This is a genomic window from Leptospira bouyouniensis (assembly GCF_004769525.1).
Lineage (GTDB): Bacteria > Spirochaetota > Leptospiria > Leptospirales > Leptospiraceae > Leptospira_A > Leptospira_A bouyouniensis.
The window spans coordinates 743,656-768,554 of record NZ_RQFT01000003.1; the positions used below are offsets into that span (position 1 = coordinate 743,656).

The 24,899-nt window shown below is 35.8% G+C and carries 18 protein-coding genes; 9 read left to right on the forward strand and 9 right to left on the reverse strand.

Annotated elements, in window-relative coordinates:
• Positions 1-7: 7 nt before the first annotated feature.
• Positions 8-436 (reverse strand): hypothetical protein, encoded by a 429-nt coding sequence (locus tag EHQ43_RS05190; protein ID WP_135753319.1) that lies wholly within the window; start codon positions 434-436, stop codon positions 8-10.
• A gap of 152 nt (positions 437-588) precedes the next feature.
• Between EHQ43_RS05190 and EHQ43_RS05195 the strand changes: the two genes are divergently transcribed.
• From EHQ43_RS05195 to EHQ43_RS05205, 3 genes are all read left to right on the forward strand, one after another.
• The gene (locus EHQ43_RS05195; protein ID WP_135770290.1) at positions 589-5,658 is read left to right on the forward strand and encodes an alpha-2-macroglobulin family protein; all 5,070 of its coding nucleotides are present in this window, start codon (positions 589-591) and stop codon (positions 5,656-5,658) included.
• Positions 5,655-7,844, forward strand: coding sequence for a transglycosylase domain-containing protein (locus EHQ43_RS05200; protein WP_135770291.1), 2,190 nt, complete (start codon positions 5,655-5,657; stop codon positions 7,842-7,844). Before EHQ43_RS05195 ends, EHQ43_RS05200 begins: the two co-directional genes overlap by 4 nt.
• A gap of 169 nt (positions 7,845-8,013) precedes the next feature.
• Positions 8,014-9,459 carry a sulfatase-like hydrolase/transferase gene (locus EHQ43_RS05205; protein ID WP_244242646.1) on the forward strand — a complete coding sequence of 482 codons (1,446 nt, stop codon included), beginning with the start codon at positions 8,014-8,016 and terminating at the stop codon, positions 9,457-9,459.
• Here EHQ43_RS05205 and EHQ43_RS05210 read toward each other — a convergent pair.
• Positions 9,452-10,132: a TetR/AcrR family transcriptional regulator gene (locus EHQ43_RS05210; RefSeq protein WP_135739800.1), complete on the reverse strand. Its 681-nt coding sequence runs from the start codon at positions 10,130-10,132 to the stop codon at positions 9,452-9,454. The two genes, EHQ43_RS05205 and EHQ43_RS05210, sit on opposite strands and share 8 nt — an antisense overlap.
• Before the next feature lie 158 nt (positions 10,133-10,290).
• Between EHQ43_RS05210 and EHQ43_RS05215 the strand changes: the two genes are divergently transcribed.
• The 3 genes from EHQ43_RS05215 (at position 10,291) to EHQ43_RS05225 (ending at position 12,943) form a co-directional block, all read left to right on the forward strand.
• Positions 10,291-10,968: an SOS response-associated peptidase gene (locus tag EHQ43_RS05215; RefSeq protein WP_135770293.1), complete on the forward strand. Its 678-nt coding sequence runs from the start codon at positions 10,291-10,293 to the stop codon at positions 10,966-10,968.
• A 47-nt stretch (positions 10,969-11,015) separates the two neighbouring features.
• Positions 11,016-11,435 (forward strand): DUF5329 family protein, encoded by a 420-nt coding sequence (locus EHQ43_RS05220; RefSeq protein ID WP_135753313.1) that lies wholly within the window; start codon positions 11,016-11,018, stop codon positions 11,433-11,435.
• A 323-nt stretch (positions 11,436-11,758) separates the two neighbouring features.
• Complete coding sequence (locus EHQ43_RS05225; RefSeq protein ID WP_135753312.1) at positions 11,759-12,943, forward strand: YncE family protein; 1,185 nt, start codon at positions 11,759-11,761, stop codon at positions 12,941-12,943.
• An 88-nt stretch (positions 12,944-13,031) separates the two neighbouring features.
• Here the strand turns inward: EHQ43_RS05225 and EHQ43_RS05230 are convergent, their stop codons facing one another.
• Positions 13,032-13,880, reverse strand: a complete 849-nt coding sequence (locus tag EHQ43_RS05230; RefSeq protein ID WP_135770394.1) for an NAD(P)H-binding protein — start codon at positions 13,878-13,880, stop codon at positions 13,032-13,034.
• Between the two features lie 166 nt (positions 13,881-14,046).
• Between EHQ43_RS05230 and EHQ43_RS05235 the strand changes: the two genes are divergently transcribed.
• Positions 14,047-14,943 carry an AraC family transcriptional regulator gene (locus EHQ43_RS05235; protein WP_135739796.1) on the forward strand — a complete coding sequence of 299 codons (897 nt, stop codon included), beginning with the start codon at positions 14,047-14,049 and terminating at the stop codon, positions 14,941-14,943.
• Here the strand turns inward: EHQ43_RS05235 and EHQ43_RS05240 are convergent.
• The 3 genes from EHQ43_RS05240 to EHQ43_RS05250 form a co-directional block, all read right to left on the reverse strand.
• On the reverse strand, positions 14,911-15,783 hold the full coding sequence (locus tag EHQ43_RS05240) for an RNA polymerase sigma factor (RefSeq protein ID WP_135770294.1): 873 nt from the start codon (positions 15,781-15,783) through the stop codon (positions 14,911-14,913). The two genes, EHQ43_RS05235 and EHQ43_RS05240, sit on opposite strands and share 33 nt — an antisense overlap.
• The gene (locus EHQ43_RS05245) at positions 15,780-16,157 is read right to left on the reverse strand and encodes a DUF1304 domain-containing protein (RefSeq protein ID WP_135739794.1); all 378 of its coding nucleotides are present in this window, start codon (positions 16,155-16,157) and stop codon (positions 15,780-15,782) included. The genes EHQ43_RS05240 and EHQ43_RS05245 overlap by 4 nt, the downstream gene beginning before the upstream one ends.
• A 288-nt stretch (positions 16,158-16,445) precedes the next feature.
• Positions 16,446-16,661, reverse strand: a complete 216-nt coding sequence (locus EHQ43_RS05250; RefSeq protein ID WP_135770295.1) for a hypothetical protein — start codon at positions 16,659-16,661, stop codon at positions 16,446-16,448.
• Between the two features lie 43 nt (positions 16,662-16,704).
• On the opposite strand from EHQ43_RS05250, the gene EHQ43_RS19810 reads away from it, so the two are divergent.
• On the forward strand, positions 16,705-18,180 hold the full coding sequence (locus tag EHQ43_RS19810) for a hypothetical protein (protein WP_279631071.1): 1,476 nt from the start codon (positions 16,705-16,707) through the stop codon (positions 18,178-18,180).
• Positions 18,181-18,208: 28 nt separating this feature from the next.
• Here the strand turns inward: EHQ43_RS19810 and EHQ43_RS05260 are convergent, their stop codons facing one another.
• The 3 genes from EHQ43_RS05260 to EHQ43_RS05270 form a co-directional block, all read right to left on the reverse strand.
• The gene (locus EHQ43_RS05260; RefSeq protein ID WP_135770296.1) at positions 18,209-19,810 is read right to left on the reverse strand and encodes a hypothetical protein; all 1,602 of its coding nucleotides are present in this window, start codon (positions 19,808-19,810) and stop codon (positions 18,209-18,211) included.
• Between the two features lie 301 nt (positions 19,811-20,111).
• Positions 20,112-21,635: a hypothetical protein gene (locus EHQ43_RS05265; RefSeq protein WP_135770297.1), complete on the reverse strand. Its 1,524-nt coding sequence runs from the start codon at positions 21,633-21,635 to the stop codon at positions 20,112-20,114.
• A 96-nt stretch (positions 21,636-21,731) separates the two neighbouring features.
• Positions 21,732-23,162, reverse strand: coding sequence for a glycogen/starch synthase (locus EHQ43_RS05270; RefSeq protein WP_135770298.1), 1,431 nt, complete (start codon positions 23,160-23,162; stop codon positions 21,732-21,734).
• Between the two features lie 70 nt (positions 23,163-23,232).
• Between EHQ43_RS05270 and pckA the strand changes: the two genes are divergently transcribed.
• Positions 23,233-24,825, forward strand: coding sequence for a phosphoenolpyruvate carboxykinase (ATP) (gene pckA, locus EHQ43_RS05275; RefSeq protein ID WP_135739789.1), 1,593 nt, complete (start codon positions 23,233-23,235; stop codon positions 24,823-24,825).
• Positions 24,826-24,899 lie beyond the last annotated feature (74 nt).

Sequence of the window (24,899 nt, forward strand, 5' to 3'; positions counted from 1 at the left end):
TGTTTGGTCAACTTTTTCGGATGAGAAAAGGGAGCGCAAGAATTGGTGCAAAACGTGGGTAACTCATACCCAAAAGTTCTCCTTCTTTTAAAACGCGGAATTCATCCACAAAATAGGGCCAAGGAAACGGAGCCTGCTTTGTATAATGCAGGAATAACGATGGTTTCCCATCGATGGGAGAATTTCCAAATGAAACCAACATTTTATACTTCTCTTCAAAAGACATAGTTTCTGGATTTTGGAAGAGATTGAATGCTTCTTCATTTCCTTGGAAGGATTTACCCCACCAATTGCGAAAATGCAAAAATTGTAATCCAATTTTGGCGGACCATTGGAACCATTTGGGACCGAGCCATTGGATTTGAAATTTTCCTGTTGGAATGGTCGAAGGTGATTTTAAAGTTAAAAATTGTTTTTTATATGCAAAGATAGACATCGACTTCAATCCAATGTTTCAATTTTGAAAGCATAGCGAAATTCAGGATAGCGGGAAAAAAAATTAGAAAGAAATTTGATTTCATTCAGGAAAGACTTGGCAAATACAACCTACAATCGTAGAACAGAGGACATTCGGTTTCGGGAGTTTGTATGCGTAAGATATTCCTTTGGTTTTTGCTGTTGTTTTTCTTTGTATCCTGTCAATCAATCAAAGGAATTTTTAAGTCAATCAAACGTACGGTTTTCCCAAGCAGTTGTCGACTTGAAGTAAAGTTGGACACCACTGGATTAAAGTATTTAGATAACCTATGGGATTATAAAATTTTTGTGTCGGAAGATACAGATTTTGAAGAGTTAGCAAACGCAGTTACGATTCAACCAAAACCAACTTATGAAGGCACTCGGTACTCTTCGTTTGTGAGCCGGGAATTCTCATTAGACAATTGGCACTTTGATGAAAACATCGAATATGAAATTACGATTTCAAAGTTTTATGCAACAAACGACTGTTTTCTGGAAAACCCAGTCAGTTTTAAACTTCCATCGATGGTTCGTAAACCTTCCTTTTATTTGTCACACGAAAACATTTTTGAATCCAATCTTAACAAAGTATTACCAATTTCCATTTCCAATGTCCCTGAATTTAAGGTTCGCTCCGCCGAACTAACCATCCCGATTTTAGTGAATGCAGTATCACGTTATGGAAATACATATTATAATTATGATAATGAATTAAATTGGAAAAGTTCAACTTGGAAATCAGGTGAAAAAGTAAATGCTTATGGTAACCAAGGTATGGATATCGACAAATACTTTGGATCAAAACCGAATAGTAAGGGTTGGTTAGCATTTGAATTAGGAGCAACTGTTGTTGGAGAAGATAACAAAGAAGAGTTTGCAACGGAAAATCGATTCCTTCAGTCTACAAACCTTGGTATCACTACAAAAGAAGATCCAAATGCCTTACATGTATGGGTGAATACTTTATCAAAAGCAGAACCAGTTTCCAATACGAATATTAGTTTGTATGTCAAAGGAAGTTTAAAAGGCACATGTAAAACAGACCAAGAAGGATATTGTTCTGTCCCTTCCATAGGAAATACAAAGCTTTTGGAATATTCTGTCCTGATTGCAGAAGACCAAACAGGTGATAAAGCTTTTCTTCATTTCAACCAAACACATATTGACGGTTATTCTGAATATAGTTCGGAAGATCATATCAAAGGAAAAATTTACTTTGATCGAAAATTGTATCGTCCGGGTGATCGAGTCGAAATTAAGGCATATTTAACTGACAGAAAAAATGGATCTTTGGTTCCTTTTGCTTCTCGTACTGTGAACATTCAAATCCGCGATTCACGTGGAAAAGATGTATCCAATCTTAATTCGACAACCTCATCACAAGGAGGAGTGAACTCGAGTTTTGTTATATCAAATGATGCTCCACTTGGGCATTACTCCGTTTCGATTTTAGTCCCTGGAAAATCATATTCTGTCACTTACGATACCTTCCAAGTGGAAGAGTTTAGACCTGTCAACTTTATGGTGAATGTGATCTTAGCAAAACTTGCAACGAAAAATGAGAATATAAAAGGATCTGTTGAAGGTAAATATATGTTTGGTGCTCCTATGGGTGGAGCAAAAGTAAGTTTTTCAGTTTTAAAACGAAAACGATCTGTACATTTTGAACAGTATCCAAGTTATGATTTTTCTGATACCTGGTATGATTATGAAGATGAATATTCTGAAGGTAATTCTGAATATGTGTCCGGATCAGAAGGTGTATTAGACAAATCCGGTCTTTACAAATTAGATATACCAATCGAATCTCTAACAAGAAAATTTGTGACTGATGGAGAAGATATTGAAATTGCTGATCCATATAACTTAATCGTAGAATCATCTGTTTATGATGTCGACGGCAAATCTGTTACGAAATCAGCAAACATTCCATACCAACCATCTGAAACATACGTTGGACTCAAATGTAAAGATCGTTACCAATCAATCGATAAATCATTTCAATTTACGGCTATTGCGGTTGATACACAAGGAAAAGCCGTAAATGGAGCTGAGTTAAAAGCCTACATCATTTACAATGATTGGACTTCTGTTTTATCACAAGGGATTGGTAAGTTTTTCTTTCGAAGTAACCAACTCACTAAGAAAGTAATGGAAGTAAAAAAGTTAGTTTCAAAGGCGGATGGAGTCACTTTTGATTACAGGACTAAAGACCCTGGAAGTTATACGATACTTGTCTTAAACAAAGACAAAGTATTTTCTCGAGTGGATTTTTATGCTTACGAAAAAGAGTCATATTATACTTGGGATTTTCGTGGAGATGACTCTATCGAATTGCGATCTGACAAAAAAGAATATAAAATTGGCGACAAAGCAAAAATTCTCATCAAGTCACCACTTCAAAATGCACGTGTGATTGTTACTGTCGAAAGAGATTTAGTTTATTTTAAAAAGTCTTTCTTGATGAAAGGAAATAGCGCACCGATTGAAATTCCAATCGAAGAGAATTACCTTCCCAATGTAGATGTGAATGTTGTTTTGTTATCTGGCAGAATGACAGTTCCAGATGGTTTATCCTCTGACGACATCAAGGAGTTCAACGAACAAGACCTAGGTGCACCGAAAGCAAAAACTGGTTCTGTTACTTTAAACGTAGAACTTGCATCCAAAATTGCGCCAGTTACGGTGACCACAGACAAAACAGAATACCAACCAAGAGAACAAGTAAAGTTGGCAATCAAAACAGCTCCAGGAGCTGAGGTGACTGTTTCAGTCGCTGATCGAGGTGTTTTGGACTTAGTTGGTTATTCTTACCAATCACCAATCCAAATTTTTTATCAATATTGGAACAACCTCATTAAAACTTTTGAACTCAGAAGTATGATCATCAAACATTACTTATATGAAAATAAAGGTGATAGTCCTGGAGGTGATTATGGTGAGGATTCAGGTGGCGGATTTTCTGCAGAGTTAGAATCTGGCGCAAGAAAGGACTTTAGACTCACTGCCTATTGGAACCCAGTTATCATTGCTGATAGTAGCGGGGAAGCAAATGTAAATTTTACACTTCCGGACAATCTAACAACGTTTAGAGTCATGGTAGCATCTGCAGCAAATGGAAAATTTGGTGTTTCAAACACTGAATTTTTAGTTAAAAAGAATTTAGTCTTACAAAAGACAGTGGCTCGATTCATTCGTGTGGGTGATAGTCTTGAACTTGGTGGAAGCATCACAAACAATACGAAGATAAATGGAAAGTTTCGATATAAAATTGAGTCAAAATACTTATCTGAAGATAAAGGTTGGCAATCCATTGAACTGAGTGCAGGCCAGACGAAAGAAGTTTTGAGAACATTCCAAATTTCCGAATCACAGTTTATCAAACTCAAACAAAATAAACCAAATGAAGAAATCCAATTGGTTTATCAAATGTCGGTTGAACCCGAAAATAATTCAAATTTTACAACTTTTAAGAAATCTGATTTATCAGATTCATTGATCATTTCCCTGCCGATTAAAGAATTCGATCCAGTAACGGCTGTCCAATTTTCTGGTTATACTGACTCAGAGTTTAAAACGACAATTCCATTCCCAAAAAAAGATTCTATGTTACTAAACAAAGGTTCATTGGACATTCGAATCTCTGGAACCGCACTCACTGCTTTGAAAAGTGCATTTGATTTTTACGAATCAAACCCTTACTTTTGTATGGAACAAAGAACTTCTGCCTATTTGTTATCTTTAAGTTCTGGTGAATTATTAAAAGAGTTTCAATACAAAACACCAAACAAAGATTCTTACGATTTCACACAAATTGAAAAACTATTTTTGGATGAAATGTCTGAATTCCAAACTTCGAATGGTAGTTTCCAATTATGGAAAGGTTATAGTAGGTCTGGTTATCCATATCTGACTGCGTATGTTGTTTCTGTGATGCAATTAGGAAAGGATAAGGGAAAAAGATCTAATTCTCCTTCTTATGCTTCTGCAATTAAATATTTAGAAGGGTATGTTAAAAATCCTACAGAAACATCTGTAAATTCCTACCAAACCTTAAGTTTGATTTATTCAGTTTTTTCTAAGGAGAAAAAGGATGTTTCTTCAATAGAAAAAACACTTATCGATCACTTTGATGAACTTAACCCAAAATCAAGAGGGATATTTTTAACTGCATATGCAGAGAATCTTAAACTTGATTCGTATCAAACTAATCCTACATTTAAAAAATTATATGAAGATTTTATAAGTTATATCGAGTATGATAAGGGTTTATTTCTCATTAAACCAATGAAGAAAAATCCAAACGAAAATTATTATTATTCATATTATAACACATCTTCTGTTTTAGGAAATTATTTACGCCTAATGCTTCGCGTAGACATCAAAAATCCTAGAATGGTGCAACTCGTAAAAGCAATCATGATGGACCAAAATAAAACATACTGGGCAGACAGTCATAGTGTTGGAACCATTGCTCTTGCACTATCTGAATACAGAAATCGCTTTGAAGCGACTACAAGCGATACAGAAGGGCAGGTAATATTTGGCGAAAAGACTATTATCGATGAATCATTTTCTCCAACATCTGATTCCATTTACAAAGAGGAGATTACATTTGATCGTTTGTTTGATGGAAAAGATGTCGCCAATCGGCCAATTAATTTCAAACGAACAAGTCCAGATGGAAGATTATATTTTCAATCAAGGTTGATGTATGTTCCTGTGAAAGATACCACACAACAAAAGTTTAATGGTCTTGAGATTAAAAAAACAATCTATCGTATTGATGGTAGAAACAGTGATGGAGATCCGATTCTAAAAGAGGTATCAAATTTACAAAGGGGATCAACTTATCTTATAAAAGTAAAAGTGCTTTCAAAAAAAGATCAAGCTTTTGTATTGGTTGTGGATCCACTACCAAGTAACACAGAAATTGTGAATACTTCATTTCTAACTGAAAAACAATCAGATTCAGAAGATACTGATGTCACCGAATCTTATTATGGGCAGTACCAGGAATATCGCGATGATCGAGTTATTTTTTCTGATGATTACCTACGTGCTGGTGAAACTGAATATAACTATATCATACGGCCGGTTGCAAAGGGTAATGCAACAATGCCAGCTTCAAAAACTTTTTTGATGTATCATCCTGAATTTTATGGGAATACAAGTTCATTAAAAGTGAAAGTGGAGTGAAACGAAAAATTTTCCAAACTTTGAAAATCCTAACTCCAGCAGTTTTGATACTGTTGGGATTAGGATATGTTTTTCGACCCATTGATCTAAACGTCTTTAAAAAACAAATTACAACGAGAATCCTTTCAAAGGAAAAACAAATCATTGGTCGGTCAACCAATGACTCGCAAACAAAACAAGATTGGGAATCCATTGATGAATATCCCGATTTTGTTTCTAAAATTGTAATACTTGCAGAAGATAAACGATTTGAAACCCATCATGGTATCGATTTATTAGCCCTTTCAAATTCTCTTTACTCTTTCTTATTCACTCGTGAGAATCGTGGAGGAGGATCTACAATCACAATGCAGCTCACTCGCATTGTATTTCCCGAGATTCGCAAGTATCCAATTTTATTTAGAAAAATAATTGAAGTCGCCACTGCATTACGTTTTGAACTTTGGATGACAAAAAAAGAAATTTTAGAAGCATATTTAAATTCTGTTTCATTGCATTCGAATATTGTGGGTTTTCCTTCTGCATCCCTACAATTATTTGGAAAACACATTCGGTTTTTATCGATAGAGGAATCGGTTTATTTAACAATTTTAATTCGAAAAAATCATTCCTCAGATGAGGAAATAAAATTTCGTTACAATCAACTTAAAGAGAAAATTCCCTTTCCAATTCCTTATTTAGAAAATCCAAAAGAACTTACTATTCTTACTAAAAAAGAAAATGTATCAGAAGTTAATCCTTTGTTAAGTGGGGAAAACCAACATTTTCTCAATTGGATTCGAGTTTTGATTCCATTACCAGATGGAGAATTTATAGGGACAATATCTTCTCAATTAAATTCGGAAGTTCATTCAATTGTTAATTCTGAATTAGAAGGATTAAAACGATGGAATGTAGGTAATGCTTCCGCTTTGGTTCTAGAAAAAAATCCTAACTATTTCGATGAATTATCTTTAGTTGCTATGATAGGTTCCAAAAATTTCTTTGAAGAAGGAAACGGAATGGTAAATGGTACACTTGCATTTCGCGATGCAGGTAGTACTTTGAAACCATTATTATATGGATATGCTATTGATAAAAAATATTATACAATAAATTCTATACTTTCAGACGAAAAATTTTCTTATCCAATTGGATTTGTCGGGAATTATCTTCCTAGAAATGCTGACCTTCGTTATTGGGGTGATCTGACTTTAGCGGAAGCCTTGGGAAATTCGAGAAATATTCCTGCTGTCACAGCCATCCAAAAAATCGGAGTCCCAAACTTTTACCAATTTTTAATAAGTGCAGGATTCCAACATCTCAAAGAGTCTCCTAGTTTTTATGGACCTGGTCTTGCATTAGGAACCGGCGGTGCAAGTTTATTACAATTGTCACGTATTTATGGTGCATTTGCGTTAGGTGGTATTTTACCTAAAATTCGATTGGGATACTTTAAAGAAGAACCATTTTATTTCGGTGATTCTAAACGGATATTTTCCGAAGAAACTTCTGAAGAAATTAAATTCATTCTAAGTGATGGAAAACTTAGACAAAAAGCTTTTGGCCGAAGGAGTTATTTAAATTTTCCATTCCCTGTTTCTGTTAAGACAGGTACATCTAAAGACTATCGAAACTCATGGACTGTTGCCTTTAATGATCGTTATGTAGTGGCAGCTTGGGTTGGAAATTTTTCCGGCGAAAAAACAATGGATGTTTCTGGTTCCTTTGGTGCTGGACGAATTGTACAGAATATATTTCGTTTATTGATGAATGATAAACCAAAATCGGTTTATATTCCTAAGTTAACAGAAATCAGAGATTTTTGTAAGATTACCGGAAAATCGGCAACTAAAAAATGTCCATCGATATCACTTCGTGTTCGTAAGACGATGAATCATTCTGAAATTTGTAACAAACATGGTGAAGGTGATTTGAGTTCAGTCATTGGAGTTGGTTTTGTTTATCCAGCCAATGGTCAAGTGTATTTGTATCATCCAGCGCATGAAAAAGATAAACAAAAAATTCCGATTCGAATCAGAGAAATCAAAACATTAAAGAATCCTAAATTAGTATGGAACCAAATGAAAGAAATTCCAATGTCTTTGGATGGAGATGCGAATGTTTCGATTCAAAGGGGAAAACAAAATTTAGAACTGTTTGATGGACTCGAAAAAAAGGCAAGCGTACAATTTGAAGTTAAGTAATTTAAAATTTTTTTATTTCGACCTAGGGAACAAATGGATTTCCTTTTTGGGAATTTTATACCTGTTCCATTTTCCAGGTGATTTGAATTGGAAAATATGGAGTTATTATCATGGTCTGTTTGTAAATATAATATTCCTAATTTGTTTAAGTTTTGAATTTTTTGAATCAATGAGTTTGAAATTAAATCATAATTTTAAAAAATGTTTGCGAATCATAGTATTTTTAATTTTATTTTTTGTTTTGAATTATCAATGGGTCTATCAAACACAAATTGATTTTAATCTTGTTGGATATGCCTTAAACAATTTTGTTATGATGTTCCATGAATTAATTCCTTTCATAAAAGAATGGAATATCGTTCATTTTTTCCCAGTCCTAATTTTTTTTATTTTATTCGATCCGTTTTTAATTTTATCCAATCACCGAGTAGATCCATATGTTTTGCTTTTAATTCTTTATTTTCTTTTGGTTTGGAATTCATGGTCTTCAGATACTATACAGTTGAATCAAACACCTTCAAAAAGAACGAACCAAAAAATAAATCGATATTTGGATACAATTCCGAAAGGTACAAATATAATTCTAATTGTTTTGGAAGGGGTATCAAGAAAACATATCTTAGAAATTAACTCCAATTTTATTGATTATTCAAAGTTAAATGGATCACATTTTTGGATTCCAATGCCACATACTTCAAAAAGTCTTTATACTTGGATGACAGGCGAATCCCAATTGTATAACAATCGGATTGAGTCAGAGAAAAAAGTTGATGAGGTTAGTTTACCAAGAGTATTAAAAAATAAATATTCCTACCAAACCCAAATGATTTATACACAATCGATCTATTTTGAAGGTATGAATTCTTTTTTTCCTAATATATTTGATAAAGTTTGGGATAAAACGATTCTTGAATCAAAATATAATGAAAAATTTGATTTTTTTAGTTGGGGAATGGATGATCGAGTGGTGTTAACTGAGTTCAAACAACATATTGATGGATCAAAACCTTTTTTTCTATTAATAGGTCTAAGCCAAACTCATAGTCCATATTTTACCATAGCAAAGTCTGATATTTCATTGAACAAAGTCCAACGGCATCATAATGCTTTAGAAGAAAATCTACGCATGGTCGATGATCTTATTTCTCATATAAGATCGAACATCAAACAGGAAACTTTGTTTATTTTAACGGCTGATCATGGAGAAAGTTTCGGAGAAGAAGGGGCTCATGCTCATAATTATTCCTTATATAATCAAGAGGTTGATGTTCCATTTTTGATGTATCTGATTCAATCAGACAAACTAATTATTCCTCAAGTGGGTTCATCTATTCATTTTAAAGAAACCTTACTTCAGTTAATGGGTTCAGATTTGGAATCAAAAGATAATCATCGTAATTTTTTAAATTCACAATATCTCCCGTTTTTAGCATTTAAAACTTGGAATTCTGAGATACAAAGAGGTTTAGTCAAAGAGGATAAAAAATATATTTATCATAGTGATAGAAATATTTTATATGAAATGGATTGGGATGAGAGGGATCGAAAGATAATCAAAGATTCAGCGCTAAGAGAAAAAATTGTAAAGGAGATCTTTATTGAATCCTCTAAATAGAATGTGAACCTGAATGGCCTTTTAATAAATTTAAAATTGAGATTTCTAAAAATTTTTTATAATCCAATACAAACATTTCAAGATCTGTATCTTTGACGGCCTCCTTAACTTGGTTGGAAGGAAAACCATGTGACCATGATCCCACTGCCAAAGCATGGCATTGCATTAAAAACAAAAATCCTGATTGTTCAGTAAAAAAAGGAAAATACTTTATAAGCTGTGGCAAAACAGACGTTATTTGGTTTTTAAGGTTGGTTTTGAATTCACGAATCGTTTGGATACTAGCATTTTTTTCTAGAATTGTTGGTACGATAGGAAGTAGTTTTAAAAAACGAAGGTGTCGATCCATCGAATTGACAAACCAATTAGAAAAAATTTCAGCATCAATCTTAGGTGCACTTACGAAAAATTCGTTTAAATCCATAAACCAAGATTCATAATCTGCACTATGAATACGTAGACAAAGATCTTCTTTTGTTGGAAAATATAAATACAAAGTACCTTTTGCAATTTTTGCACGTTTTGCAACTTCATCCATAGATAATTCTGCCCAATCTTTTTTTTGGAGCAGGGTTGCTGCAGCTTGTATGATCGATGTACGTTTAGAAAGTTTGTCTTTCTCTAAAACAGCTCTCTTTTTAGGTGAACGTTCTAACACTTGTGCTCGACTCATACCTCCAATGTATGAATCTAATTAAAAATTAGCTATAAAAAAACTGAAATTGACTTGAGGTCAATTCAAGCTGACTTTGAGTCACGAATGTGAAAAGAGTCTTAAAACACCAAAATCTTGGTTTGCAAAAATTTTGAATTTAGTTCAAATGAAAATCTGTGTGTGGTAGATTTGGATATACGATCATTAAACTGAAAGATGGTACGGAGAAATGGATTCGTTTGATCCAAGGAACACGAGTTTTTGATATTCAAAATGTTGAAGATTCATTCCGCCAGTCGCCAAATTTGGAATATTATCCAAGTTCTTTTGCGCCAGTCATTCATTCACATTTTGAGACAAAAGAAAATATTTTAGAATTAATGCAATGGGGGATCCAACCAGATTGGTCTCCGAAACCAATTTTTAATACAAGAGAAGAAAGATTATTCTCTACATCATTTTGGGCAAACTCTGCAAAATTCAATCGTTGTATCATACCTGCTTCGTATTTTAATGAATGGAAGTCGGAAAAAGGAACAAAGGTAAAGTATAAAATTTTTCCAAAGTCAGGAGAAAGTTTTTGTTTCGCTGGTATTTGGGGTGAGATTCCAAAATCTTCATCAAAACAACTTTGGTTTAGTATTCTCACTCAAGAAGGAAATCAACTGATGAAAGAAGTTCATAATTCTGGTGGGAATCAAGGTCGACAACCAGTTCACCTAACAGAAGAAGATTGGATTAGTTGGCTTAACCCTAAGGTGAACGAAGAAACTCAAATACGAAAATTGATAAAAACTTATCCAAGCGAATTTATTACAGCCGAGCCTGAGCTCGTTGAGCCTATGTTATTTTAATTGATATAAATGTTTCCTACTTCATTATGTCAAAAGTTCCAAAAAATATGAGAAAGTTAATTCCGAACTCACTTGTGATTTGCGTTTTTGTTATCCATTTTATTTTTTTAATGAATGTGAATTCAATTTCTGCTGATACGAAACCATGTAAATCCTATACAGAAGAAGAGAAAATAGAATTTTTACTAAAAAAAATTGGAAACTTTAATGGTAGTTTCATACGTAATGGTGAAATTCACCAAGCAAAAGATGCAGAAAATCATTTGCGATACAAACTAAAAGAAGCTAAAAATTCTATTTTTGCTCCAGACCCCAAAGATTGGACTGCAAAACTATTCATTGAAAAAATAGGAACGAAATCTTTTTTATCAGGCACACCATATAAAATTCGTTATACGAATGGAAAAGAGATCCTATCTTCAGTTTGGTTATATGAAGAATTGAAAAATATTGAAACTTGTCATTAGATTAAAATGTGGTTTTGAACTTGCCAATACTCCAAACCTATGATCCAAATTCATATCTAAACGCACTCTCAACTTTCCTTATGATTATGGAATCGAAATCGGAATTTAATTTTTTATTTGGATTGGACTGATTCTGCCAAAATTTTTTGAACAGAATTCTTCTATTGGTCATTCGCAAATGAATCGTGGATTCCCGGTTTAGGTTTGAATCCATTATTTGGATTGATACTTTTCTTAGAATTGGGAAAGAAATTTCATAAACAATAGTTGTAAAAAAAGAAATATCATGTAGTCTATGCCTCCAGTTCTTAATGGAGAGAATTATGTATTCAAGAATTACTTTTATATCTTTATGTAGTGTTTTTCTTTTTGTTTCTTATCCATCGTTTTCGCAAACAATTGAGTCGGAATTCTCTTATGCTACCAACTTTGATGTTCGCCCAACCTACGTGGAAGGAAGCAATCCTTACTTTGTGAATGGGGGTAAATGGATTTACATTGGCAAAACTGCTGATTTCGATGAACCGGGATTATATTTTTATGATACATCCTTAAAAGAAAAAATCTACAAAGCCATCCCTTTAGAAGCATATTACGTATCTCATACAACTGATTTTTTAGGCCAAATTGAATCCAAAGGAAAACGCCTTCCCTTGTCTGTATATGAGTTTTTGTTTTATGAAGAAACGAACAATCGAGCCGGGTTTATCCTTGAAAATAAAGCAAAGTCTTCTAATTCAAAAAAATACTTTTTTGTAGGTTGGGATTTAAGTTCCAATTCCATCGATGTAGTAGAACCAATTTTTGAAATACCAGAGGAAGATAAAAAGTCATATGCACAAAGTTCGTACATTGGGTATTCGGAAAAAGACCAGGCTGCATACTTTACATTTGCAGTTGATGCTGATTTAAAAGACGATGTTTCAGAAGATGTAACTACCTTTATTTATAAAATCCAAAACCATAACCTTACAAAATTAAAAGAATACAAATCTAAATTTTATCCATATACACCAGAATTCCATTCAGATTCAAACCAAATTGTTATCGCCTCCTACGCAGAAGCTTTTCAAAACAGAAATCCACTTGGATATTTATTCCAACTTGATTCCAATCTGTTTCAGTCTTTTTCTATTCCATCCGTACCATATGGAATTTGTTTTTCAAAAGATGGAAATACACTTTATATGGCATCTGCTGATACTGGCGAAGTGAGAGTTTATAATACAACTAACTTAAATGATGTGAAAAAAACAAAATGGGGAACTCATGGCCATAAATTGGGATTTTGGAAAGAAGGAGAATTAGTTTGGGTTCGTAACTCTGGTCTTCATATTTATGATCCAAAAACATTAAAACAAAAGAAAGTAATCTCTACCAAAAAGTTTTATAAAAACCATGTCAATGTGAGTGGTTCTAGTTTCGTTCCGTTTCAAAAATTATTACTTAGAAATATTTTGGAAGATGTAAAAGGTGGGGCTTCCAATCGGATTTTGATCGCAGATTGATTTTAAAAGTGATTTTCTCCGATCCCTCGACACATAGCGAATGGAATGTTTTGGGATCGGTGATTCATTAATAGATCACGAATGAATTTTATTTCCAGAAATTTGCATGGTCCTCTGCATATTTTTGAAATAAAATTGGTTCTTTGCCGGTGATTTGTTTTACAGTCTGCGAAATCGGAGATGAAAAACCTTCCCTTAAGGCGCCAGCAATCATCACAAGAAATGCAGCATAATCTTTTGATAGACCTGCTGCAACAAGTGAAGATTCAAATACTTTTGGATCAACATCTACATATTCAATATTTTTTCCACTTACGGCAGTTAAATGTTTGGCAACGATCGAATGATCGATTGATTCTTTTCCTGTAATTGTAATCGCTTGGTTTTGGAACTCATTGGTTGTCAATAACACAGAAGCAACGGATGCAATATCTCTTGCATCTATGAAACTAGTATTTGCATTTCCACCGGGAAAATAAATTTTTCCATCTTGTTGGATACCAGCAATCCAAAATGTATGAAAATTTTGCATGAACCAATTTGGACGGATGATGTTCCATGGAATTCCTGCGTTTTCCAATAATAGTTCTGTTTTTCGGAATGGCGCTTCAGGCGGTGCATGTTCTACACCCATTGCTGTCATCAAAACTACTTTTTTAAGTCCAACTTGTTTTGCTTTTTCAATCCATGGAGCAAGGATTTCATATTGGTTTGTTTCACCTGGAGGGCTTAAAAAAAATGCAACATCAACAGATTCTAAAATTTCTAAACCCTTTTTAGTATCCTTAGAATCTGCATGGACCCAAGTTAAGTTTGGTTCATTTTTTTGTGATTCCGGTTTTCTGGAACCAGCCCACACTTCATGTCCTTTTTTTTGTAATTCTTTGACGAGATACCCACCAACAAGACCTGATCCACCATATACAAATACTTTCATCATTTGTTACCTTATTTCCTTTGATTCAATTTTAGGTTTATTGCCTTTGAATCTTATAGATTTAGTTTATCACAAAAAAATATACTTTCTATGTCGAAAAATATTAAAAATATATCCAAAAGTATATTCTTGTGGACAAATGGTAGGAAATTGGTATTTTTTACGTATGGATTTACTTTCAGACATTCTATTTTCAGCAGGTTGGAAAAACGACCTTTTGTCAAAAGGCCAAATCTTTGATAGTTTTGGATTTCATTTTCCATGTGAAAAAAGTGGAGGTTTCCACGTAGTCACACAAGGCAGCTGTTATGCGAGGATAGGAAACAAACTTATTTCTCTAAAAAAAGGTGACTTATTATTCATAACAAGAGGGATACACCACGAGTTATTATCTGATCCAAAAGCGAAAGTCGTAACAATCGAACGATTTTTGAATGAGAAAAATAACCAAAAGAAAGACCAAATCCCAGTCACTACCTTTGTATCCGTTCGGTATGAAGTTCCTATTGGACCCGTCCACCCACTTCTCATGGAGTTACCAGATTTTATCTATATACCATATGAAAGTATCCAAAAACATCACTCACTTGAAGATTTCATTCAAATCCTTTCAAAAGAACTAGAACTGAATCTTGGAACTGATTTAATTGTACAAAGATTAACAGATATTATGCTGTATTATATGATTCGTATTTGGTTACAACAAGAGGAAAACTCACCTTCGGGTTGGATCAAAGCCTTCCACGATAAAACTGTTTTGTATGCTTTAGAAAAGCTTCATAATGTATATGCAAAGGATTGGACAATCGAGTCACTAGCAAAAGAAACTGGGGTATCTCGTGCCAACCTAGCTAACAAATTTCGCGATGTTTTGGGAATTCCTCCGATGGAATATTTGGCAAAACTTAGAATGGAAAAAGCAAAACAATTATTTCAAAAAGGAAATATGGGTTTGGAAGAAATTGCACAAAATGTCGGTTATGCGTCTGCTTTTTCATTTTCAAAAGCTTATAAGCGAATTTTTGGAAATTCACCGAGTCGAGAATGGAAACGAGTTATCTAACAGGTTTCTAATATTTTCTAGTTGGTTTTTTTTAGGTAAAAATGATGGTTGATTTCGAAAGATTTCGGCTGCTTTTCGAATTTTGGTTGTTTCTGGTAAAAGTGGTTTGATTTCATTCCATCTTCCATCTTTTTTCATTTGCTCGGAAAGATTGAGATAGGATTTGATCCTACCAACTTTGTTTGCATACCGAATTCGGTTTTTACATTGGCATGGATTTTTTTGGTTGGTCAAACTACATTCTTTGCCTAAAAATACTTCCAGCTGATTTCTTGCTCTCGATAATAACTGACGAAAACTATCAGGCCTTATTCCCAAAACCAACCCTGCTTCCTCACTTGAAATTTGAAATACTTCTCCTAATATATATGCCATTCGATATTTACGTGTAAGACCTTGTAACATTGCATAGGTGCAAGCTACTTGCACATGTAATACCATATGCGAAACTTTGGAAATAGATTCTTCTTCAGTTAAATTTTCTGTTTGTAAGTTGGAAGGATATGTATATGATGATTGTGTTTTATGTAGTTCTTCACGTATGGTACGTAAGTGAATTTGTTTGGATTCAAGATTAGATTTTTTGGTGTTGATGAGATGGTTACTTGCTATTTTATAAATCCAAGTGGAGAGTTTACTTTCTCTTCGAAACCCACCAAGATTTGTAATCACTTTGACTAAAATTTCTTGCGTTGCATCTTCTGCATCTTCAGGGTTCCATAAAAATTTTAATGCCAAAGAAAATATTTTAGGTTGGAAGAATTGTATCAATCCTTCCAACGCTTTTGTTTTCCCTTGTAAACAATCTTCTAAAAGAGATAAATGTGGATCATCGATCATTGTTTATGATTAGCATACCAGTGTACAACTAATGCTAAAAAAGCAGGTAATCCTTGCGAAAACAAAATCGAAAATTTTGCAGTGGCAGAACCATAAATGCCTGCGACAACGACACAAATCAGAAAGAATAAAATGGTTTGGAATTTTTGATTTTGGTCTTTGATAAAGAATAAAGCCCAAAAAAGTCCTGCTGCTAAAAATCCATTGTATAAACCTTGGTTTTTAGCCAGTTTTGCTGTGATTTCCGCAGTTTCCGGTGTGAGTTGGAACACTTTCATTCCAAATTCTGTTTTCCATAAAAACATTTCCAATACCAATATGAAAACATGTTCTACTGCAACAAAACCAGTTAATACCAAAGAAGTAAGTTTCATTGAATCCTCCTAAAGATTCCTTTTCTACTTACGACAACAGGATTTTTTCATTGTGACAAATTTTAGAAAAAAAATTCGAAAAAACGTGCGTTCTGGTTGGGAATAGCCACTTCCACCAGAACGAGCGGTTTAGAAAAGATTCACCTCAAAAAAAACAGTCGAAACTTTCATCGTATATCATTTGCTACACTTAATTCCCAATTGAAAGTGAAAACGAATGATGAAAATTTTAATTACCATAAATTGACTGCTAATAGCATCCAGTTTACTCCTATTTCTTTCTTGTAATCAGACAGGAAAATCGGATCCTAATTCTTTATTCGGAGTCCTTGCGTTTTCTGGTTCTAATTCCCAAAATGCAGAAACAAATCTCCCTATTAATCCAACAGATCCCATTATCCCACCTGTAAATACAACGCCAACCCCACCAGCACCCTCAACAGATGTTTGTGTTTTAGGAACAGATGCTTTGTATGTAAATGGTGATTCTGGGAGTGATTCCAATTCCGGTACCAAATCGGAGCCAGTACAGACCATTCATAAGGCAATGGAAATCGCAACTGCTGGGAAAGTAATCTGTGTTGTCACACTATCTAGTGGCAATGCTTATACAGAAGAAAACACTACTTTAAACGCTAAATCCGGTGTTAGCATTTTGGGTGGTTATAGTAATACTTGGGTGCGTGATACGACTAACAATCCAACTAAATGGAAGACAAATCGAATAGGGATTATGTATTCGAATTTGAATGGAGATGCCGAAATTTCTGGATTTCAAATAACCGCGAAGGACCCTTCCTCACCAAACGAAAGTTCGTATGGAATACTTATCACAAGTGGAACTGCAAAACTCACAATTAAAAATGTATTCCTCCAAGCAGGATCGGTTCCTCAATTGAAAGATACAAACCCAGGTTCAAGCATTGGAATTTTAGTCGCAAGTTTATCAAAGTTAACAATCGTTAATTCTGAGATTCGATCTGGTACAGCTGCTTCAGGCGCAGATGGATCAGATGGAGCGGATGGTATTGCTGGTGGAAATGGTGGGAATGGGAGCAATGGAGATAGGGATAGTGACTCAATAAACGCGTCAGGTGGTATCGGTGGTGTACATCCTTCCATTTCTAGTTTAAATGGATTTGCTGGAGGACGAGGTGGAAAAGGCCGTGAAAATGGAATCAATGGATTAGGCGCATGTGGTGGTTTAGGTGGAATTTATAATAATAGTACGAATTATATATTGAATCCCGGTCTAGCACCCAACTGTGTAGTTGAAAATGGAACGAATGGAAACCATGGAAATGCTCAACAAAATGTCTTGGGATCTTTTTCTCCCTTTTACGATCCTTCTAATGGATATGATGGTGGAGATGGTACTAACGGGACTCCTGGAAGTGGTGGTGGAGGAGGAGGAGGACAAGGATGTTTCGGTTGTGTTAGTGGAACTGGAAACGGCGGCGGTGGCGGAGGTGCTGCTGGAAGCAAAGGAAACAAAGGTACCGGAAGTAAGGGAGGAGCTTCAAGTTTTAGTATTGTCTTCTTGAATTTAGGCGAAGTTTCCTTGTCTGGTTCTCGATTTATCGCAGGATCCGGTGGTGATGGTGGTAAGGCAGGTAATGGTGGAGTAGGAGGTTCTGGAGGTTTAAAGGGGACAGGAGCAAGTAATGGTATAGGTGAAGTTGGTGCGGGAGGCGATGGCACTCCAGGCGGTAAAGGAGGGAATGGTGGTGATGGAAGCGCTGGTAGTGGTGGTTCGTCGATTGCGTTGGTTTTGCATTCCGTAACCACTTTTTCAGCAAATGATAATTTCTTTCAAACGGCAAATGGTGGGACCGGGGGCTCTGCAAGAAATTCCCATTCTGGGATTGGAGGTAGTTCTCTTGGAGTTTATTCCATTAACGGAAATTCTTTTCCCATGACCAATTCGGTCTTTCAATTGGGCACAGAAGGAAGTGCTGGATCTATTACTGGTTCTGGGATCCAATCAACTTCAGGGCAAAAGAAAAATCTGAGTTGGGAATGATTAAACAAATGGATTGGACGAGGAACAGTTATGGTTCCTCGTTAGCGGGGCGAGTGAATACTTCAATATAACCAATATTTCCACCGTTATCCAAAAATTCATTTTTTGCAGTAACCATTCGTCCAAAACAAACATCTTGGTAGTGTCTGAATGCTCTTAATCTTGTGATTGAAGCTGATATTGTACTGTCAGAATTGGTCTCATAAAATAGCGTATGAAATTTCCCATCTTCAGGATTGATCCTTGCTGTGACCGATGGAAATAAATTGATTGAATTGCCTGAAGATATTTCGTTATATCCAGTAAATCGTTGGCCATCAAATCCTCCAACTACCTTCGAAGTAACTGAATATGTTCTACCTTCAAATGCAAGTATCGCCGGATCATTAATCAGTCCTGATGTACTTGATCCCAGGAAACTATGCCAAACCAAATTACTCATCAGATCAAATCGCATATACAATAAACTATCATTGGAACCACTAAGAAATGCTTGTGAGGGATTTCCAAAAGTTGTATTACTCGCACCTAATGCATAGATACGGTCACGATCAATTGTCATCTTTGCTATATTTGCTTCGCCAGTACCTGTTGCATCTCCATAATACCGAATGTTGGAAATTGTAAAATCTAAATTCAGTGAAATCATAAAAACACTGGAGCCAGTATTTCCGACACTGGGATGACCGGTAAATCCAGCAATTTCATCATTCGTTTTGCCACTTAAAAACAAATTTGATCCAGATGATACAGCAGTATTCAATGTTATTGGAAAAGTGTTTCCTGAGTTTCCAACAAGAAATCGCTGCGAATTCTCAGATCCATCTCCATTGATCGTTGCCCAACCAATTTCTGATTTATTTAATATTCCAGATGTTTGATTTATTGGTGTAGGCATGTTGCTAAATCCAACAGTGTCAGCTGTTCCACTTGAGTTCAGTGTCTGGTAAAAAATATGAATTCGATCATGTTGATCTGAAACGGAAACAAATCCGTTCCCTGCGTTAAATTCAGTGGCTGATTTATTTAAGTATCTTGTCCATCGTCTATGCCCTTCGGAACTGAATCGTAATACATACACTGCTGGTGCTGGGTCTGAAGCTTTTGTACTGAGAGAACCTGTTTGAGTATTTGTAACAATCGTAGACACGCCAATATCTCCATTGGAAAATGAATACACCGAAGCATATCCAGTATCTTGGAAACTTCCATTACTTGTTCCTAAGTAATCCAACCACTCTATATTAAATGTTCTGCCGTTGATTTTGACTAAGATTAGATTGGTTGTTGGGGTAGTACCCGAAAATGAAAAGTTGATGCCAGTAGTCCTTCCATTCCACACTACGGGTTCACTTACTGTAGCTGTAAAATAGATATCTTCACCTATTCTTTTTAAATCGTTGATTGCTGTGAAATAGGAACCAGATCCTAAAGTGACATTTCCTTTTAAATTTGGATTACATAATGACCGAAGGTATGCATTCCAGATTGCTGTTTCAAAATAACTTTTCGACCTTGGATCACTTGGATTGTTAAGATTTAACTTACAGTCGTTAGATGAAATGTGGAGAAGCATAATTAAGAAAATAAAAATAATTTTTTTAAAGAATTTGGAAATTTTTTTCAGCATAATTTTTTCTTAGACCAAGGATTGTATCAATATGATACGCTAGTTCGTTTTTTCCATATCAATCTCAGTCACGAGCTACTTTCTCAAGTCTTTTGCCAATCGTTCATGAAAAAAACTCTTCTATTTTGCGGAAGAGTCCTAGTGGAGATTCCCTACAAAGAGTTGGTGATAAAACTTGCGCCAGCGATTGTAGCGGAAATCCTTTCGCTTGCGAAAGATTGGAGCGGAAAGCGCGGTCGCGTTGAAAATGAATGTAAATCCAGATAACGATTGCGAGGCGCCAAAAATGAGTTTAATGAAATTAAGGCAAACTTACATTTTCAATTGAGATTTGTGTGGCTTCAATCGGTGGAGTTGTGGTAAAACGAGTATAGTTTAAACGAACTAACTTTCCAGAACAAACCTCTCGTATCCTCTCTGTTTGTTCCATGGCAGGCAAATTTAAGTTAGAAGAATAATGGAATTTATCGAATGTTCCTGATTGTGAATTGATAAAAACATCTGCAAGTGTATATGGACCAGATGCACTGCCTGTAGTGATATCTGGAATGGAATGAAATCGACCATTAACAGGTGTGGTTTGTGTTCGGACTAAAAGTTGAGAATTTGAGAGAAGAATTGGTTCAGATTCCGTTGTATCCATTACATTTTCGGTACTACTTCCTAAAAAGGTATTCCAAAGAGTCGCACCACTTGTATTTAATTTAGTTAAGATAAAATGTTTGTTCGATCCGTCAGCAGCAACGATTGGTTCTGAAGGAGTACCATATGTGTAACGGCCTGAACCAATCATATAAATCAAATTATCTTGCAGCACAAAACGAGAGGCACCATAGTCCAATTCGGCATTAGTTCCAATATAGGCATACCAAAGCATGGTTCCATCCGTTTCATTCAATTTCATAACAAATGGTACTTGGTATGTTGGATTGGGATGGGTTGATCCATTGGAACCTTGGCTCGAAGTTCCAGTGATAAAAAGTCCATATGCATTGGCTTCTGCTCCAAAGATATAATCTCCGCCTGAACTTGTAAAATAACGTTGGAATATCATTGCACCATTTTCATTCACAGCCAAGTGAATCATATCAGTGTCCGATCCTGGATCGAGTGAAGAATTACTAATGGTTGGTCCGTCAACAAACGGTGAGTTTGCTGGTGTACCTCCTGTATTTTCAATAAACACATGTACACGGTTAGATGTATCAATTGCTGAAACTACATATTCACCGATGCTGGCTGAATCTAAATATGTAAACCAAACGCGTGTTCCATCTTCTTTGATTCGACCAACAAAAAGAGCCGATGTTGCACCAATCCCTGATTTAGCATTGAGTGTCCCTGGTTGTTCGGCTCCTTTCACAATCAGAGCCACTGAAATATCTCCATTCGAATATTTCCTTAATTTGGGCTTATAGGTAACTTCGCTACTTGCTTCGCCCAAATAATCTACCCAAAGGATGTCACCATTATCTTTGGATATACGCATTAAAAAAGTATTGAGAGTTGTGCCATTAGTTCCTGCAAAATTGTTTGTGACTCCTATAGGAGAACCTGGAATGATGTACTGCCTTGTCACACCTGAAACCATATAATCTCCATTTGAGAGTAATACAAGATCAGATGCAGTTGTTTTACTTGCTCCTGTTCCGTAGGTTTTTTTCCATGTTTTGAAATTTAAACAAGGATCAGATAATAACATATACCGTATAAGATTTGTTAGAAAAAAGTCTTGTGAAGTTGGATCACTTGGGTTATTCAGTTTGAGTTTACAAGAAATGAAAAGAAAAACAATAAAGATGAAGTAATGCAAAATAGAATTCATGGTCTACTTTGCACAACATTTGAATTCAATTTATTTCTCAATTAAAAAATGATTTCTTTGGATAAATGTTCGATAAGCGATTCATCATCAAACCATTCATTGTAATCTTTCAATTGCAGATTTATAAATATTATCATATTCTAACTTACGTTTTTTCCATGTCCAATCGAGTTTCATCATGTTTTTCACTACAATATCTCGATCGGGAGAAACGAACAAATCTTTTGCTCGTTCTAAAGCGTAACCCAGCGAACCTACGTCATTCGGTTCAAAAACAATTCCCGTTTTGAATTTTGGATCAATTGATTCTTCTACGGTATCCTTTAAACCTCCCACTCGAGAAACAATTGGAATTGTTCCATAGGCGTGGCTATACATTTGGTTTAAACCACAAGGTTCAAATAGGGATGGCATCAGGAAAAAATCACTGGCTGCCTCAATTTTATGGGCAAGTGATTCATTGTATCCTTTGTAAAAATAAAACACATCAGGCATTGTATCGGATAAATGAAAAAAAGCATTTTCTGTTTCTGGATCACCTGATCCAAGAACCACATAGCGGTGTGGCAAGTGGCGTCTTTCTAAAAATGCTTGGAGAAAAGTGGGAAATCCCTTTTGGTAAGTGAGCCTACCAATTAGGCCAATGAGTGGTGCATCCAAAGGCAAGTTAGGCCTTCCGATTTCACGGTAGAGTTCTTCTTTGTTTTTTGATTTGCCTTCTTTCCAATTCTGCAAGTTATAGGTTTGGAAAATTCGTTTGTCGGACTCAGGGTTCCATTCATCTGGATCAATTCCGTTTAAGATACCTGAATAATTTGCCTTTCTTTTATTTAATACATAACTCAGTCCAAATCCATTGGGTTCTGTGAGAGTTTCTTCTCTATAACCAGGGCTTACAGTTGTAATTTGTCCCGCGGAAAGAATCCCAACTTTCATATAATTGCATTTTTCATCGTGGTCAAAAGGACTTGTGACAAGGCGAAAGGGATCTTCTTTTAGAAATCCAGTCATCCAAAAGGGATGGTCTCCTTGGTAGGCGAGATTGTGGATTGTGAAAAGAGATGGGATGGACTTTGATGAATTTTTTTGTAAAGCTAAGGAGATGGCGGTATGCCAGTCATGTGCATGGAAGGCATCCACTTTTAAGATTTGGCTTAGCGCATAACAAGCGTAGGAAAAAATGGCGAATCGATAGTGTTCTTCTGCCTGCCCATAAATCGAAGCCAGGTTGAGAAACAATTCCGAATCAAAAAAGTACAACTTCACACCGGATTCTTCCGCTTCCCGAAACCTTGCTTTCGCAAGTAAGGAGACTGCCATGGTTTTTTCATTGGTATCTTCGGCAAGAAGTGCCTTGAATTCTTTGCCAGTCCATTGCGGCTCTTTGCCCATCGTTCCGATGAGTGGTAAAGCGACATAAACTTCTTCTGATTGGGCTTGTACTTTTGTGAGGGAGGCAAGCATGTCCGCAAGGCCCCCCATCTTGATGTAAGGAAAATATTCTGCGGATGCGTGGAGAATCTTCATTTTCTGTTATTGACACCGACTCGCAAAGTAAGAAGCTAGAAAAACACAAAGTGAAATCGAGGAGAGATCCATGTCAGTATCTACTAATCTAAAAGGCCTTGCTGAATTAGGCCTAAAACCGTCCGAAGTCTTCCATAACTTATCATACGAAGAAATTTACCAGCACGAATTGAATAACAAAGAAGGTGTTACTTCTGATAACGGAACGATGATGGTGGATACAGGGATTTTTACGGGTCGATCCCCAAAAGACAAATACTTTGTCGATGAACCTTCTTCTACCAATAACATTTGGTGGGGACCTGTTAACACAAAGGTTTCGGAAGCAATTTTCGATGAACTTTACGCAGAAGTTACAAAATTCCTAGATAACAAAAAATTATACGTATTCGATGGCCATGCAGGGACCAACGACGACACACGTATCTCTCTCCGTGTGGTCACAGAAAGAGCTTGGCAACACCACTTTTGCACCAACATGTTCCTTCGCCCAACCAAAGAAGAACTCGCAAAACTCAATCCAGAGTTTACGATCATCAATGCATCGGGTTATAAAAACGCAAAATACAAAGAACACGGCTTAAATTCCGAAGTGTTTGTGATCTTCCACTTAGCGAAAAAAATCTGTATCATCGGTGGAACAGAATACGGTGGGGAAATGAAAAAAGGGATTTTCTCTGTCATGAATTACTACCTCCCACTCAAAAACGTTCTGACAATGCATTGTTCTGCTAACGTTGGTAAGGATGGAGACAGCGCGCTTTTCTTCGGTCTTTCTGGAACAGGAAAAACAACTCTTTCCACTGACCCAAATCGCAAACTCATCGGTGATGATGAACACGGTTGGGACGATAATGGAATCTTCAACATTGAAGGTGGATGTTATGCAAAAACCATCAACCTCGATCCAAAAACAGAACCAGAAATTTATGCTGCCATCCGACGAGATGCACTTTTGGAAAACGTTGTCTTCGATGCGACAACGAAAAAAGTTGATTACTCATCTGCGGCAAAAACTGAAAACACTCGTGTATCGTACCCAATCTTCCACATCGACAACATCCAACCAGGATCCAAAGCAGGTCACCCAAACACTGTAATCTTCTTAACCTATGATGCATATGGTGTTCTTCCAGCAGTGTCTAAACTTTCCATCGAACAAGCGATGTATCACTTCCTTTCTGGTTATACAGCAAAGGTTGCAGGAACAGAGCGCGGAGTCAAAGAACCACAAGCAACTTTCTCTGCTTGTTTTGGTCAGGCGTTTATGACCCTTCACCCAACATACTATGCAAAGTTACTTGGTGAAAAAATGAAAAAACACAAAGTAAATGCTTACCTCATCAACACAGGTCTTGTGGGTGGAAAGTATGGCGTGGGAAAACGAATGAACCTTCCTGCAACTCGCCAAATCATCAATGAAATCCTTAACGGAAACATTGAAAAATCAGAGTTTGAAAAACACCCAGTATTCCAAGTGTCTTTCCCTAAATCCGTAAACGGTGTGGATGCTCATATCCTAAACCCACGTAACGCTTGGGAAAACAAAGAAGAATACGACAAAACTGCCGCAGACCTTGCGAAACAATTTGTAGAAAACTACAAAAAGTATCTCACTGGTTCAAAGGAATTTGATTACAGCCAATACGGCCCAGTAGCGTAAACCGAGTTAGGAATACAAAAAAAAGTCGTCGCCTGGTTCCGATTAGGCGGCCATTCAAATTCCATTGTGCAAGA

Bases quoted from the DNA above. Each gene is read 5' to 3' on its own strand.
- EHQ43_RS05225 (WP_135753312.1), top strand. From the start codon at position 11,759: ATGTATTCAAGAATTACTTTTATATCTTTATGTAGTGTTTTTCTTTTT.
- EHQ43_RS05265 (WP_135770297.1), bottom strand. From the start codon at position 21,635: ATGAATTCTATTTTGCATTACTTCATCTTTATTGTTTTTCTTTTCATT.
- EHQ43_RS05220 (WP_135753313.1), top strand. From the start codon at position 11,016: ATGAGAAAGTTAATTCCGAACTCACTTGTGATTTGCGTTTTTGTTATC.
- EHQ43_RS05190 (WP_135753319.1), bottom strand. From the start codon at position 436: ATGTCTATCTTTGCATATAAAAAACAATTTTTAACTTTAAAATCACCT.
- EHQ43_RS05230 (WP_135770394.1), bottom strand. From the start codon at position 13,880: ATGAAAGTATTTGTATATGGTGGATCAGGTCTTGTTGGTGGGTATCTC.
- EHQ43_RS05240 (WP_135770294.1), bottom strand. From the start codon at position 15,783: ATGATCGATGATCCACATTTATCTCTTTTAGAAGATTGTTTACAAGGG.
- EHQ43_RS19810 (WP_279631071.1), top strand. From the start codon at position 16,705: ATGGAAATCGCAACTGCTGGGAAAGTAATCTGTGTTGTCACACTATCT.
- EHQ43_RS05205 (WP_244242646.1), top strand. From the start codon at position 8,014: ATGAGTTTGAAATTAAATCATAATTTTAAAAAATGTTTGCGAATCATA.
- pckA (WP_135739789.1), top strand. From the start codon at position 23,233: ATGTCAGTATCTACTAATCTAAAAGGCCTTGCTGAATTAGGCCTAAAA.
- EHQ43_RS05235 (WP_135739796.1), top strand. From the start codon at position 14,047: ATGGATTTACTTTCAGACATTCTATTTTCAGCAGGTTGGAAAAACGAC.
- EHQ43_RS05260 (WP_135770296.1), bottom strand. From the start codon at position 19,810: ATGCTGAAAAAAATTTCCAAATTCTTTAAAAAAATTATTTTTATTTTC.
- EHQ43_RS05245 (WP_135739794.1), bottom strand. From the start codon at position 16,157: ATGAAACTTACTTCTTTGGTATTAACTGGTTTTGTTGCAGTAGAACAT.
- EHQ43_RS05195 (WP_135770290.1), top strand. From the start codon at position 589: ATGCGTAAGATATTCCTTTGGTTTTTGCTGTTGTTTTTCTTTGTATCC.
- EHQ43_RS05210 (WP_135739800.1), bottom strand. From the start codon at position 10,132: ATGAGTCGAGCACAAGTGTTAGAACGTTCACCTAAAAAGAGAGCTGTT.
- EHQ43_RS05270 (WP_135770298.1), bottom strand. From the start codon at position 23,162: ATGAAGATTCTCCACGCATCCGCAGAATATTTTCCTTACATCAAGATG.